12 protein-coding genes are annotated in these 14,000 nt (G+C 46.7%); all 12 read right to left on the bottom strand.

Translation table 11 applies throughout. The annotated features are described in order from the left end of the window. A partial coding sequence (locus KKC1_RS14010; protein WP_192868261.1) for an N-acetyltransferase occupies window positions 1–688 on the bottom strand: 688 nt, incomplete at its 3' end. Further along, window positions 685–1,701, bottom strand: coding sequence for a Gfo/Idh/MocA family protein (locus KKC1_RS14015; protein WP_192868262.1), 1,017 nt, complete (start codon window positions 1,699–1,701; stop codon window positions 685–687). The genes KKC1_RS14015 and KKC1_RS14010, both read right to left, overlap by 4 nt. 123 nt (window positions 1,702–1,824) lie before the next feature. Continuing rightward, window positions 1,825–2,622, bottom strand: a complete 798-nt coding sequence (locus KKC1_RS17665; RefSeq protein WP_368731575.1) for a glycosyltransferase family 4 protein — start codon at window positions 2,620–2,622, stop codon at window positions 1,825–1,827. Window positions 2,623–3,083: 461 nt separating this feature from the next. Continuing rightward, entirely contained in the window at window positions 3,084–4,448 is a 1,365-nt protein-coding gene (locus tag KKC1_RS14025) for a flippase (RefSeq protein WP_088555047.1), read from the bottom strand. Window positions 4,449–4,531: 83 nt separating this feature from the next. Then, window positions 4,532–5,689: a glycosyltransferase gene (locus KKC1_RS14030; protein WP_088555048.1), complete on the bottom strand. Its 1,158-nt coding sequence runs from the start codon at window positions 5,687–5,689 to the stop codon at window positions 4,532–4,534. Between the two features lie 144 nt (window positions 5,690–5,833). Then, a complete protein-coding gene (locus KKC1_RS14035; protein WP_088555115.1) occupies window positions 5,834–7,162 on the bottom strand; it encodes a nucleotide sugar dehydrogenase in 1,329 nt (442 codons plus the stop codon). A gap of 114 nt (window positions 7,163–7,276) precedes the next feature. After that, window positions 7,277–7,375 carry an NAD-dependent epimerase/dehydratase family protein gene (locus KKC1_RS15880; RefSeq protein WP_143288773.1) on the bottom strand — a complete coding sequence of 33 codons (99 nt, stop codon included), beginning with the start codon at window positions 7,373–7,375 and terminating at the stop codon, window positions 7,277–7,279. Between the two features lie 33 nt (window positions 7,376–7,408). Continuing rightward, entirely contained in the window at window positions 7,409–8,788 is a 1,380-nt protein-coding gene (locus tag KKC1_RS14040) for a phosphomannomutase/phosphoglucomutase (protein ID WP_088555049.1), read from the bottom strand. Between the two features lie 11 nt (window positions 8,789–8,799). Then, a complete protein-coding gene (locus tag KKC1_RS14045; RefSeq protein ID WP_088555050.1) occupies window positions 8,800–10,338 on the bottom strand; it encodes a mannose-1-phosphate guanylyltransferase in 1,539 nt (512 codons plus the stop codon). Between the two features lie 114 nt (window positions 10,339–10,452). Then, a complete protein-coding gene (locus KKC1_RS14050; protein WP_088555051.1) occupies window positions 10,453–11,673 on the bottom strand; it encodes a glycosyltransferase family 4 protein in 1,221 nt (406 codons plus the stop codon). A 3-nt stretch (window positions 11,674–11,676) separates the two neighbouring features. Then, window positions 11,677–13,146 (bottom strand): O-antigen polymerase, encoded by a 1,470-nt coding sequence (locus KKC1_RS14055; RefSeq protein WP_088555052.1) that lies wholly within the window; start codon window positions 13,144–13,146, stop codon window positions 11,677–11,679. A gap of 4 nt (window positions 13,147–13,150) precedes the next feature. Next, window positions 13,151–13,999, bottom strand: a complete 849-nt coding sequence (locus tag KKC1_RS14060; protein WP_088555053.1) for a glycosyltransferase family 2 protein — start codon at window positions 13,997–13,999, stop codon at window positions 13,151–13,153. Window position 14,000: the final 1 nt, after the last annotated feature.

Here is a 14,000-nt window from a genome sequence, read left to right on the forward strand (position 1 = left end):
CTCCCTTCACCATCTTCCCCGGCGGAACATCCTTGGTAACCACAGCTCCCGCCGCTACATAAGCTTCCTCACCAACTACCACACCCGGCACCAGAATGGAATTGCCGCCCACCCTGGCCCCCCTCTTTATGTAAGCCCCCTTCTTTTCCGTAAGCCGTTTTTCCGTCCTGCCCATATAGTTATCGTTAGTAGTAGTAACCATCGGGGCAATAAAAACGTGGTCTTCAATAACCACACCCGCCGTAATATACGCATTGGTCTGTATCTTCGTGTAGGAGCCTATTCTCACCTGATTTTCCACCGCTACCCCCCGGCCGATAACCACGTAATCGCCAATCCGGCAGTTTTCCCTGACCGAAGCCATATCGGCCACCACCACATGGTTTCCCAGTGTAGTACCGGCATACAAAACTGCTGAGGTACCAATAATACAGGACTCACCTATCACCAGCGGCGGCGAATCTCCCTCCAGTCTCACGGTACTGGTTGGGGCCAGCTTCGGCCTGCGGCCCAACACGGCATTATCCCCAATCTCGGTTCCTGCGCCCACTCTGGTCCCCGCGTGAATCACTACATTGTGGCCGATTACCACATTGTCGCCTATTTCCACATTTTCCATGATCACCACATTAAAGCCCAGCCGACAGTTCTTCCCCAGCCGGGCGGTCTCATGAACAAAATTACTCACCGCAGCTTCACTTCCCGTCCTGTTTTACTGGATTCATAGATGGCCAAGATAAGTTCCAGCACTTTTCTGGCTTCTCTGCCGTCCACCGCCGGCCGCCTGTCATTTCTTACGGCATCTATCATGTCTAAAATAACCTGCTGGTGACCGTAATATCTCGGCAGTTCCAGCCCCTGCCCCACCAGCTTTTCCCTTTCCTCCTCGCCGCCCGGAAACTCCCAGGCCTCAACTCGACTCAGGGCTGTTCCGCCGATAACCACCGTCCCCGTTTCCCCAAAAATGCTGAGTCTCTCTTCCAAGTTCTTAGGATATATGGTGGTAGCCGCTTCAATCACACCAAAAGCCCCGCTGTCAAATCTCACCACCGCCACCGCCACATCTTCGGTCTCTATATTCCGGACCTTAGTACCGGCATAACCAAACACCGACTCGACCGGCCCCATAAACCATTGTAGCAAATCCAGGTTATGGATGGCCTGATTCAACAGCATCCCCCCGTCCATTTCCCGGGTGCCCCGCCAATCCGCCTGGTCGTAGTACTCCTGGTTGCGGTTCCAGCGCACGGTGGCCTGCCCGTGGGTCAGCCTACCAAAGCGACCCCTTTCCAGGGCTTCCCGGGCCTTCAACACCGGGGGGAGAAAGCGGTTCTGATGAACCACCCCCAGCTTGACTCCCTCCTGCTCGCAGGCCTCTATGAGGGCATCGGCACTCTCCAACGTAAGCGCCACCGGTTTTTCCACCAGGATATGCTTCCCTGCCCTGGCCGCCTTAATCCCCTGCTCTGCATGCAGCCCGTTAGGAGTGCAGATATTCACCACCTGAATATCAGGCCTGCCCAAAATATCGTCCAGCTTCGTATAATACTCACAACCGTAGGCTTCCGCATACTCTTTTGCCCTTGCTTCATCTATATCCATAACCGCAACCAACTGAGCCTGTTCAATATGAGCCAGAGCTTCCGCATGTTTGGCAGCTATTCTGCTACAACCTATAATGCCAAAACCCAGTTCTCGCATAATCACACCCCTGTTTAAGTCTGATCTATATCTCGATGTTACACCACGCTCTACCAGTTTTATCAGCTTAAGGGTGTCTACCATACCGTCGTTAAACAACTAGGTAATGAGCCACTTTTTTACTTAACCAATTTTTCGCCTCTCCCATTGTTTTATAAGGTTTGATACCTCTTTAACCTCTGCATCCATTCGCTCCTGCCACGTCCAAAAATACTCCTTGGCAAACCTTCGTGCATTTTTGCCTAGTTGCTTTCGACATCCCTCGTCCGCTAGGAGCCGTTTGATTACTTCGGGGAGTTTTTGTAATTCTTCATACTCAAGAAGTACACCGTTGTAACCGTTTTCGATAAACTTTCCAGTATCACCATTATTCAAGGTAACAATGCATTTTCCTGCCATCATTGCTTCCAATAAAGGATTTCCTACGTTAGACCAATCATATAACGAAAGAAAAATATCGGCTGCAGCAAAGTACTTGGGAATCTCCTTACGACCTACTGCTCCTTCAAATCGAACATGGTTCTCCATGCCCAGTTCCTTTGTAAGCTTCTCCAGGTACGCCCGTTCAGGACCATCTCCCACGACTATTAAAATCACATCGCTATATTCTTTAACCACTTCAGGTAAAGCTCGTATACTACGTTCAACCCTTTTCCAACCTATCAAACGACTTACGGTTAACAAGACCCACTTTCTATCGATGCCAAGATTTCTTCTAGCCTCATCCTTATCCGGCATAACTTCGAACAACTCCCAATCCACACCATTAATCCAAAACCTCACTCGATCCGTTTTAACTCCAAGTTGTTCAAGGACCCGGTTCCCTTGAGTACCGTCGTTTGTCATAATAACTAAATCAGTGGGTATCTTCAAACCAAGAACATGGTCCCATGCCCTAAGCATCCAAAACTTCTTCTTCATCCAATATAATCCAAGGCTTGTACCTTGAAACCGAGAGACAACAGGTACTCCCCACAGTTTAGATAGCAACTTAGCGATAGGAACGCCATGGATTTCATACCCGTAAACCAGATCAATCGGGTGCTTAGAATGTAACCGTAGAGCCTTAAAGAGAACTTTTGTCTGAAACCATAACCACCATACAATTCTGGCGAAAAAGCCTAGTTTTTTTATAGGCATCAACCTTTTTAGCCAAGGTGTATCGAAGCGGATAACATAAATATTGGGCTCTATATTCGTATTTGCATTTTCTTCTCTATTATTGCCTGTAATAAAATAGACATCCCAACCTCGTTCGGCGTAACCCTTAAGGGTCTCCCATAGGCTCGGTGCTCCTTTGTTTTGACCCATAGACCAACAATCCAAAGCGGAGATAATTAAGACCCTTTTTTTCGTCTCTGACGCTTTCCTATTTCTTCCTATCATAACACAACCCTCACTTTGTCCCTTATCCAATGTCCCACTTCCGCACCCATTTGCCAGTATAGCACCCAATCTGACCGCTTAGGAATGAGAACGTCTTTGAGCGAATTATTCGATAGACGGCAATACACCAAGAGACGAACGAAAAGTGCCACGGTGTAAGATACAGTTGACGCCCAGGCAGCCCCTGTAATTCCGTATTTAGGTATCCATAAGACATTGAGGGCAACGTTAGTTATCAACCCGATAACGTCTACGTACATGTTAAATATTGGTAAACCACGCCCGGCAATATCGTTGGCCAGTATTCTGGCGACTCCTAAAGCTATTATCCCTACCAGAAGGGCCTGTAATGGGCGGACGGCTGGCAAAAAAGCCTGAGAGTAAAGTAAGACTACAATCGATTGGCTGAATAGCATCAGCACAAATGCCACCATTGCAGTTATCCAGAGAACAGTCCGGGCCACTAACGGGGTGAACGAATCGTTTTTTAAATTGTCAATCTTAGAGGCTACCCTAGGGAAAAGCACTGTGGCTGCTGATTGAGAAACCAGCCACAACTTCTCGGCTAATCCTACTCCAACAGAATAAAAACCTACCGCAGAAGGACCCATAAAGCCGTGTACTAAAAACATGTCTACCCGATAGTTCAAAAATGCAATTATGTTGGATAAATGAGCTTGGAGGCCGTATTTGATAGCCCTTACCAAATACGAAGAGTTAAAACGAAATGAAACACCCCCACATATCTTCTTAACCCGGAAGTACAAGACAAGATCTACTAGTCCCCAGGAGATAACTGCTGCCAGTAAGGCTCCCCAGATCTTTATACGTAAAGCCCATAAAAAGATAAAAATTAACCCTAAAAAAAGGATCGCTTGTAAAAGTACAACGACATTATAATCTCTTACCCGGTTGGTTCCTAGCAACATGTTGTGAAGATAGGAAAAAAATAAGTTGCCTGGAATCAGCGCTAAAGCAAGCAAAAGGTATCCCACTGCAACCCCAGGAAATAGCTGATATCTAAAATACAATATCATAATGAGACCCAAAAAATATCCCGCCATGCTTAGAGCTAGAGCTAGTATAACATTGTTACCCAAGATTTCTTTTAGAGAATAAGACTTCCTGGCGGTATAAAAGGTTGTTGCCGGTCCGACACCTAAGTTCATAAAAGTCACTAACAATGAGGGAAGTAAGACAGTAAGAGTATAAATACCTTTATCTTCCGGACCTAAAGCCCGGGCAATTAAGACGGAAGAGATTACCCCAAACCCAAGGTTTAATAAACGGCTAGCAAAAGTGATAACAACACCTTTGAAAAATCTTCCTCTGCCGACATTGTCACTTTTTGCTTCTTTCAAGCGGTCATCCCTCTCTTAATTCAAACATACTGCTTTCCAAGAAACCTATAAAATCAAATAAAAACGAACCGGATGGTTTTCGCTTAACTCCTCAACACATTTCTGTAAACATTGTCCCATTCTCTCCCGATGGCTTCGTAACTGTAACGGTTCCGGGCATACCTGGTAATTTTTTCAGGATGATATTTCTGGTAATGATCTAGCATGTAATCAATAGCTTTGGCCAAGGATTTACTATTACCCGGGGGAACAAGCTTTCCTACTTCGCTTGTGACGATTTCGTTTGGACCCCCAACATTGGTAGTAACTACTGGTTTCCCACAGGCTAACGCTTCGATTAACACCACTCCAAAGGTTTCATACAAGCTTGGTAATACAAAGAAATCACATTGCTTCATGAACTCAGCGACTTCTTCCTTCTTTTTTGTTCCGTGGAAATACACGATATCAGCTAAACCTAAACTGTTAGCTAGTTCCTCATATTCCTTGCGATTAGGTCCATCCCCTACAATATCCAGAATAAAATCATCGCGTTCTACTCTAAGCTGCGCAATGGCTTCCAGAAGGTAAGGAACTCCTTTTTTGGAATCCAATAACGCCACTACGAGCATTCGTTTCCTGAGATCTTCCTTATCTCTTTTGGTACGAGCACTTTCCGCTACAGAAAAGATTGACATATCTACAGTGTTAGGAACTACGCGGAAACGCGCCCGTATCCCATAGTTCTTAATATGCTTTTTAAGATCTATACTCACAGGACAGACTAGGTCAGCGTTTTCAAAAACGAACTTTGCCTTCGTCTTTTCAAGACATCCCAATGATTTACGTGCAAATCCAGAAAAATGTTCTGAAATAACCACAGGAATATTATATCTCTTGCCTAAAAGTATAGCAGGTACACCTGCAGAGTAAACATGGGCATGAATCACATCGGGCTTAAACCCGTCTCGCAACAATTTACGGAAAGCCCTGAATATCACGAAAAGGTAGATAAAATAAGATGTCTTAGGAATAAGCGACTTGCGATAACGGATACGTAGAGTACGGATACCCTCCTCGTTGTTCTCAGCGATTTCGTATAACTTCCTTCGTAAAGGAGTAACACCTTCGCTATAGAGTACTACCACGTCGTTATATAGATTTACTGCTTTAGCATGATCTCTGACAAAGATACCCGCTACTGAATTTCGTGCCGAGGGATACCAGCTTGGTAAAAACAGAATTTTGAGTCGCTCGGGCATGATTATTCCCTTCCTCACCCTATTAAATGTTGATTTAAAGGTAAGACCAAAATAACATGGAGAACTTCGCCTGGTGATTTAAACAAGTCACTATTGTGTAAATATCAAATTCTAATAAAAAGAATGTCACACCTAACCTAATGATCATAATTTAATGATTTTTCCCTTACCCTGCTTGACTTGCTTAGTCGCATTTCGCGTATCCACCACCAGGCGGGCCTTTTCCACCAGCCACTCATAATCAATACAACTGTGGTCGGTATGGATAATCACACAGTCAGCCCTTCCTAGCGTTTCCTCATTTAAAGGCACCGATTTCATATCCAGCCGGCAGCTCCCGCGAGGCTTGACCTCAGGAACATAGGGATCATGGTAAACCACCCGGGCTCCCTTCTCCCTTAACAGATTGATTAACTTGATGGCCGTTGATTCTCTTACGTCATCAATATCTTTCTTATATGCTACCCCTACCACCAGAATATCAGAGCCATTCAAGCTCTTACGTACCCGGTTAAGAGCATCAATGGTCTTCTCCAAAACAAAATAGGGCATGTAATTATTTATCTCCGCAGCCAGTTCAATAAACCGGGTATGGAAGTCGTATTGCCGGGCTTTCCAGGTAAGGTAGAAAGGGTCGATGGGGATACAGTGTCCCCCCACTCCCGGCCCGGGATAAAACGTCTGGATGCCAAAGGGTTTGGTAGACGCAGCATCCACCACTTCCCAGACATCAATGCCCATGCGGTGGCAGAGCAGAGCCAATTCATTGACCAGGGCGATGTTCACTGCCCGGTAAGTGTTTTCAAAAACCTTGGTCATTTCCGCCACCCTGGGCGAAGAAACGGGAACGACATTGATGATGGTTTGCTGGTAAAAGGTAACGGCAACTTCCAGGCAGGCTTCGGTGACACCGCCTACCACCTTGGAGGTATTCCTGGTGGTATAGCGCTTGTTTCCGGGGTCAACCCTTTCCGGCGAATAGGCCAGGAAAAAGTCCTTTCCAACCTTCAGGCCCGACTTCTCCAGCAGAGGAAGAACCACTTCCTCCGTAGTTCCTGGGTAGGTTGTGCTCTCCAGAGAAACCATCTGCCCCGGTCGCAGGTACTTCGAAATCTGCTCCGTAACGTTTATAATATAGGATATGTCAGGATCCTTGTTTTCCGTCAACGGCGTGGGAACACAGATAATAATCACATCGCAGTCAGTCAAAACACTAAAATCACCGGTCGACCTCAGCTTACCCCTTTCTACCAGCTCCCGCAGTTCCTCGTCCTTCACATCGCCTATATAATTCTCCCCGCGGTTTATCATAGCTACCCGTTTGGGATTTTCATCAATACCAACTACATCATACCCTACCTTGCCCTTTTCCACCGCCAGAGGTAATCCTACGTATCCAATTCCTACTACACCTATCTTAGCTGTTCTATCTAAAATCCTCTGCTTAATCCTTTCTTTCATCCCCGGTACCATCCCTTCTGAAAGTTCCCAAAGGCACAAGCATCTGCCTCCATATTCGCCATTGCCCTGAAAAACTCCTGCAAAAGAAAAGAAGGAAGGCTGTGGCGTAAAGCCTTCCTTAGCTTCTTAAACCACGACAACTATTTTAAACCCTTTCTCGACGCAACAATCAACTATTTGGGAACCTATAAAGCCTGCTCCACCGGTTACCATTACTGTAGACATAAATTCACCCCGGAGATCAAAACATGACTTAACTCAATCTACTATCTCCCAATCAAATGGTTCTACTTCGGACATACCAGATAGAGCTTGTTTCATTTCGCCAGCTATCTCTTTTAAGGCATTCAAACTTTTGCCTTCACATCTAGCCACCAATACTGGCTGGGTATTAGATGCCCGCACCAGTCCCCAGCCTTCCGGAAACTGTACTCTCACTCCATCAACATCAATTATGTCGTAACCTTTATTACGGAAATACGACTTTAAGCTTTCAATAACTCTTCCCTTCGCTTCTTCCGCACATCCAATTCTTGTTTCAGTTGTTGCATAATACCTGGGTACGTCGGACAGCAGTTCCGACAGTGGCTTATCGCTCTCAGATAAAATCCGCAGTAGCCTTGCCCCGGCGTAAAGGGCATCATCATAGCCAAAGTACTCATCCGCAAAAAAGATGTGTCCCGACATCTCCCCCGTAAACACTGCACCGATTTCTTTCATTTTGGCCTTGATTAATGAATGTCCCGTCTTGTAGAAGAATGGCTTACCCCCTAGCCGCTTAACTTCTTCCACCAGTGCCTGGCTGCATTTAACCTCAATGATGGCCTCAGCCCCGGGATACTTGAGCAGTATCTCCCGCCAGAAAAGAATCTGAAGCATATCTCCCCAGATAATTTTACCTTTATCGTCTATTACACCCAGCCTGTCACCGTCTCCATCAAAGGCCAGCCCCAGATCCGCTCTTTCCTCAAGCACTTTTTCCCGCAAGGTCTCGAGGTTCTCCGTTACCGTGGGATCGGGATGGTGATTGGGAAAACTAGGATCGGAGTCGCAGTACAAATCAATCACCTGGCAGCCCATCTTTTTATAAAGAGCGGGAGCCCAGGGCCCAGCGGTACCATTACCGCAGTCAACTACTACCTTCAGAGGTTTTCCCAAACGTACCCTGGATGCTATGTATTCCAAATACTCTTCCCGGGGATTCCGTTCCTCTACCTGCCCATTTCCTGCAATAAATTCGCCTGCTTCAAAAAGTCGCCTTATTTTTTGAATCTCTTCCCCATAAATAGTGCTATCGCCTGCATAAACCTTAAAACCGTTATCTTCTGGAGGATTATGGCTGGCTGTGATCATAACACCGGCTTGTACATCATAAAGCTGATGGGCAAAGTAAAACACCGGTGTAATTGTTTCACCAATGTCAAACACCTGGCAACCACAGCTAACGAGCCCGTCCACAACGGCCTCTCTTAACCGCGGGGAGTGAAGCCTGTTGTCCCTGCCCACAATAACCCGCCGGAACCCTTGTTGGATAAAATATGTGCCCAGGGCTTTACCTAATCGCAATACTTCTTCATTAGTAAAGTCCTCATCCGCCTTACCCCTGATATCATAAGCCTTGAATACTGATGCTCGCATAACGTTCCTCCCTAACTCCCCGGCAGTGCTTTTCCCGCACGCCCGTAATGATCTTCCAACCGGACCACATCGTCAGTTTGCGGTGTGGAAACTTCCAGAAAAGCAACATCAGTATCAGCATTGACCCTATGAACCATTCCAGGTAGCACATCAACAATTAGCCCACTTTTTATAGCAAACTTCTTTCCGTCCAATTCCAAGACACCAGATCCCTTAATAAACAGCATACTCTCCCTTTTTTCCTCGTGGTATTGGAGGCTAAGAGAATGCCCCGCCTTTACTTCGATCAGCTTTCCTACATAGTCCTCGGTAACGGCCCACCATATTTCTCTACCCCAAGGCTTGTCCAATTGCTTTATTTTTTCTGCGTTTTCCTCTATAGCCTTCGTCACCAGTTGAGCCAACACACTTTCTTTTAAATCTAAAACATCGCTCTCCAAACTGACAGCCTCTTCCCTCGATTGCCTCTTCGCCAAATAGCGGTGTAACCCGTGCTCTTTGAGTTCAGTAATAAGCTTTTTCAAATCGGCAGTACGGCTTTTGTCAGCCACCAAAAGTACATCTTCGGTGTCTACCACGACCACGCCTTCCAAACCCAGGGTAGCAAGTAACTTGTCCTTGTTGCTGCTGCGTATAATACAGTGGCTGGTATCGACCAAAAGCGCGTTACCATATACTATATTGCCGTTTTCATCAGGATCTTCCACTCTTTCCAAGGCAGTCCAACTCCCAAGGTCATCCCAGCCAAAATCGCCCGGCACCACTAATACATCCTCTGATTTTTCCATAATTCCGTAATCCACGGATATTCTGGGTAAGGTAGGAAAAACCCTTTCCAATACCTCTTTTTCCTTGCGTGTACCTATAGCTTCAGCTATCTTCTTCAACCCTGTATAGATCTCCGGCAAAAACCTTCTGTAAGCCTCATTTATCACGTCCAGCCGCCAGGCGAACATACCGCTATTCCATAAATACTCCCCGCTCTGTAAAAACTTAATGGCAGTTTCTACATCGGGTTTCTCAGTAAACTGTAAAACTTCATGTACCCCGTCTAATTCGGCAATCGGTGCTCCACATCGAATGTACCCATATCCTGTCTCGGGCCTTGTAGGCTGCAGACCGATAGTGACCAACTTTCTTTCTCGATACGCAGCTTCTGCGGCCCTTTCCATCACTGCGCAAAAACGCTCCTCATTAATCACCAGATGATCTGCCGGTAGCACTAACATAACTGTACTTCCTGGTTCATCCCTTAAATATGTGTAACCTAAACCGATACAAGGAGCGGTATCCCTGCCGACAGGTTCTACAATCACATTTTGGACCGGCAACTGTGAAATCTGCTCCTTAACTATATGCACATATTCTTCACCGGTAATTATATAAATATCTTCTAAAGTTACTAATTTCTCAGCTCGGGCAACAGTTTGTTGTAGCAAGCTTTTGCCACCAACAACCGATAAGAACTGCTTAGGCCTATCCACCCTACTATAGGGCCAGAATCTTTCGCCTTTGCCCCCAGCCATGATGATTACTTTTACCAGCACCATTGACACTCTCCTTTAAAACACACTTTCACTACCGGCCATTATACGTGTTCCCCAAAAATACACTCAAACTCTTGCCCAAATCAGCTTTATAGATTATCATTACCATCTGGGCCCTTATCGTGTTACACCTTCTCGTGTGATCGCTTGATTAAAAATGTTTTCCAAAAAAACGGTGATTGTATCTAAATCAAAGTTTGACGCACAATATTCTCGGCAAGTCTGGCGGACTTCAGTCGATGCACGTCGGTCAAGCCACCAAATAATCCGTTCAGCAAGAGAGTCAGCAGTAGTATCCTTACACAGAAACTCGCTACCAAGGGGTCCCACCACTTCAGGATTTGCGCCCACCGGTGTCGCAAGGACCGGTGTCCCACAACTTAGAGATTCGATTGTGGAAAGCCCAAAGCCCTCTAGCATCGTAGTTGGTAACACAAATAAATCAGCAGCTTGATAATACTTTGGCAACTTTTCCTCTGAGATAAAGCCAAGAAACTGAACGTTGGACTCAAGATGGAACTGGCGTACTTGTGCTCGGAGAGAGGTTTCAAGATATCCCTTTCCACCTATTAGTAGCAAAGCGTCAGGGATCTGTTTCACTACATATCTCATGGCAGTGATGAGGTTTTCCAACCCCATACGTGCCACCAAACGTCTCACGGAAAGTAAAATAGGACGATCTAGCGGAAGTGCCAGCTCTCGACGGACGGCTCGAGGGTCATCTACAAATGAAAAACGTCGAGTATCCACTCCTAGGGGAACCTGAAAGGTCTTGTCTTTCCCAACTTCACCATAAAACTGGTGCATTTCTTTTTTCATATATTCACTCCGTACAACTATCGCACGGGCCTGAGCCAGAGCCTGGCGTTCTTGCACCTTAATCCATTGGTTTACCGGTTTCAGTAAAGGTGTGCTCCAACCATATTTCCCCTTGGCAGCCTCGATTTCAATCTCGCGAGGAGTGGGCGCATGGAACACATATACATAAGGTACCTGCTCTCCGCATCGTGAAATACCAACTGCCTGAAATGCGTTATGGACGTAGGCTATATCAAAGAGAAATTTCTTATGTAGCCGCGCAACTAACTTAGGCGTTTGGACAAGACTGGCTAGAGGATATAGTCGGTAGAAGATTGTTCCTTTGGAAGGGCTTGCGTAACGGTACAGTTTGTAACCATCTCTTTCCTCATAGGAAGCGGTATCTCGATTCAATCGTCTGGTAACAACAACGACTCGATGCCCTCGAGTCACAAGTCCTTCCACCTCAGATAACAGGCTTTTACTAATCCCACCTGTATGATCGGGCCAGAAAGCGTCTGAGAGTACAAGGATGTTCATGGGCTACTCCTCCATAACGACTCTTTTTGTTCGGGCAAGGATAAAAACGACGGGCAGGAGCATAAGAAACTTAAATAGGTGCGCAGTAAAAAAGCTTACAAGCGTCTGCTCTACGGGGGAAACAAACGATGGAAATAGAACAGCGACAAACAGTGCGTTGGAAAGGTTTCCCCTTGGCTGAACCAGATATTCGTACAGAAACCGCCATAACACTCCCACAATCATCATCCCAATAATAACACCTACAAGCCCCAAATCCCAGTAAAATTCCCCTGGCAGGGTGACACTGACGGATGTCCCTTCCCCGTAGAGTCCCGGTGGTACAAGTTTTTCTCTAAATATTTCCCCGATACTGATAACAGGCTTTTCAGGCCAAAGTTTTCTGGGAATCCAGGCAACTGCGAGGAGCCCCAGTTCAGAGCCAAGGGTATGTGGAACCTGGTCCGGCACGCGGTCTACAATCAAGGCGAGAGAATCAAGGCCATGAAGCCTATGGCCCACAGCTCTTAATAGGGTGGTCGGGTTTCTTAAAGCAGGGGCAGAAAAAGCCCAACCAATGCCGTCGATTCCCTGAAACCGTATGGTAGAAAGGATCGGGAAAAGGACAATAAAGAACATGCCTAGTAGAATCCCTGGAAGCATTAATCGAACGCTGACTTTATGAGTGCGCTCGGAGGTCATATAGTAAGCAATCAAAAGACTGAGCAAAAGAAACACCAATTGGGATCGAGAACCGCTGATAAACCGGAACGCCAGCTCCGGCATGAGAAGTAGGCTGAACAAAAGCCAATACCTTCGCTTATGGCTGTTCATGGCTCCAACAAAAAGCACAAACAAAGCAACCGTCGCTAGCCCAGAGAGAATGTTTAAGTAAGTGATTCCTGAAGCCTTTCGCATTAGCACATCCTTGTTAGCTACCAGCCATGCGCCTATATTTCCTGTTTGTTGAAAAATAAGAACTAGCCGAAGCCCCCAGCCAAAAATAGCGCAAGAAAGTGCAACCGGTAAAACGAGACGATTATTCCATCTACGAGGTAACCCAGGAAGAGAGCGCGCAAGGGCACGGCCAACGCGATGGTGATAACCTGCCCAAAAGAATAGCAGACCCAGAATGCTCACAGCTAAGGCAGTGTTCACTGGACCAAGGTCTTTCGCCCCCGGGCCGAAGCCGAGGAAAGGGCTCCCAAACTTCACGTCATATACCGCCCGCATCCCAAAGTGGGCAAAATAAAAGAGTGCAAACCATATACCCGGCTCGGCCAAATCCAAAGAATGCCGAGCAAGTCGTTGTGTTATTGGTATAAACACCAATAGACTCAAGAAAGTGATGAGCAGATAAGTGACCCCCCGGGTCATGAAAGCCTCTACAAATTGTACAGATAAAAGGGCAACGCCTAACCCTAACACAACTGCCACAAGGAAAGCGAGAACATGAGCCATAGGAAGTTTTCTGGCTATTTCCTGTTCAATCATGACCTCACCCCTCTCTTGCAATCCAACCAAGGAACTTCCCTTGCAAGGCTGCCCAATGGTGAATGGCTTTGTTGAAACGCCCTGCTGCCAGAGACAGAAAAATCCCCCCCGCTGATCGAAGCCACTGGTAAGCGACAAACCATATCGGATAACTATGTTTCCGTAAGACTCTACCCATGCCAGCGCCGTAACTGCGCGCTCGAATAACAGCTCTCACATCGTACTGTTTGACAGGCTGTGGATGGTAAACAAACAGCCCAGGCTCATAGTAGAGATGAAAGCCTGCTTCCAAAGCCCTCAGAAGGTAATCTATTTCCTCGCCCGATCCCCAAGGGGTACCTGCTCCAGCCCCAAGAGCCTCATCAAAAGCCCCAATCTGTCTGGCTACTTCCACCCTGACGAATAGCGAAGCTGACGTTCCCCTATTCCAGACGTTAAACCGATTGATCGACCCCGACTTTAAATCCCAGCGCCCAACTGAAGGCTCCCCGTTTTCATCTACACAACGACCCGTAACCCCATCTAAACCGGGATGGTTTTGACAGAAGTAAGCAGCCACGCGCTCCAACAAATTTGGTGGATACCAGCAGTCGTCATCGGGGAACCCAATGATATCACCACCGACACACTTCAAACCCACATTGCGGGCCCGGGATAGTCCTTTAGCTGAGCGCAGATGAAGGATCCGAAACCGCTCGCGGTAGGGGTGTAAAAGGGCCTCCAAGCGGTCATCCGGATTTTGGTCCACCACAATCAGCTCAAAATCGCGGTATGTTTGCCTATCCAGGTGTTCTAAGAACCGCTTGACTTCCTCTGTCCTGTCAACGGTCGCCAATACCAAAGAAAATCGCATT

It is taken from the genome of Calderihabitans maritimus (assembly GCF_002207765.1).
GTDB lineage: Bacteria > Bacillota > KKC1 > Calderihabitantales > Calderihabitantaceae > Calderihabitans > Calderihabitans maritimus.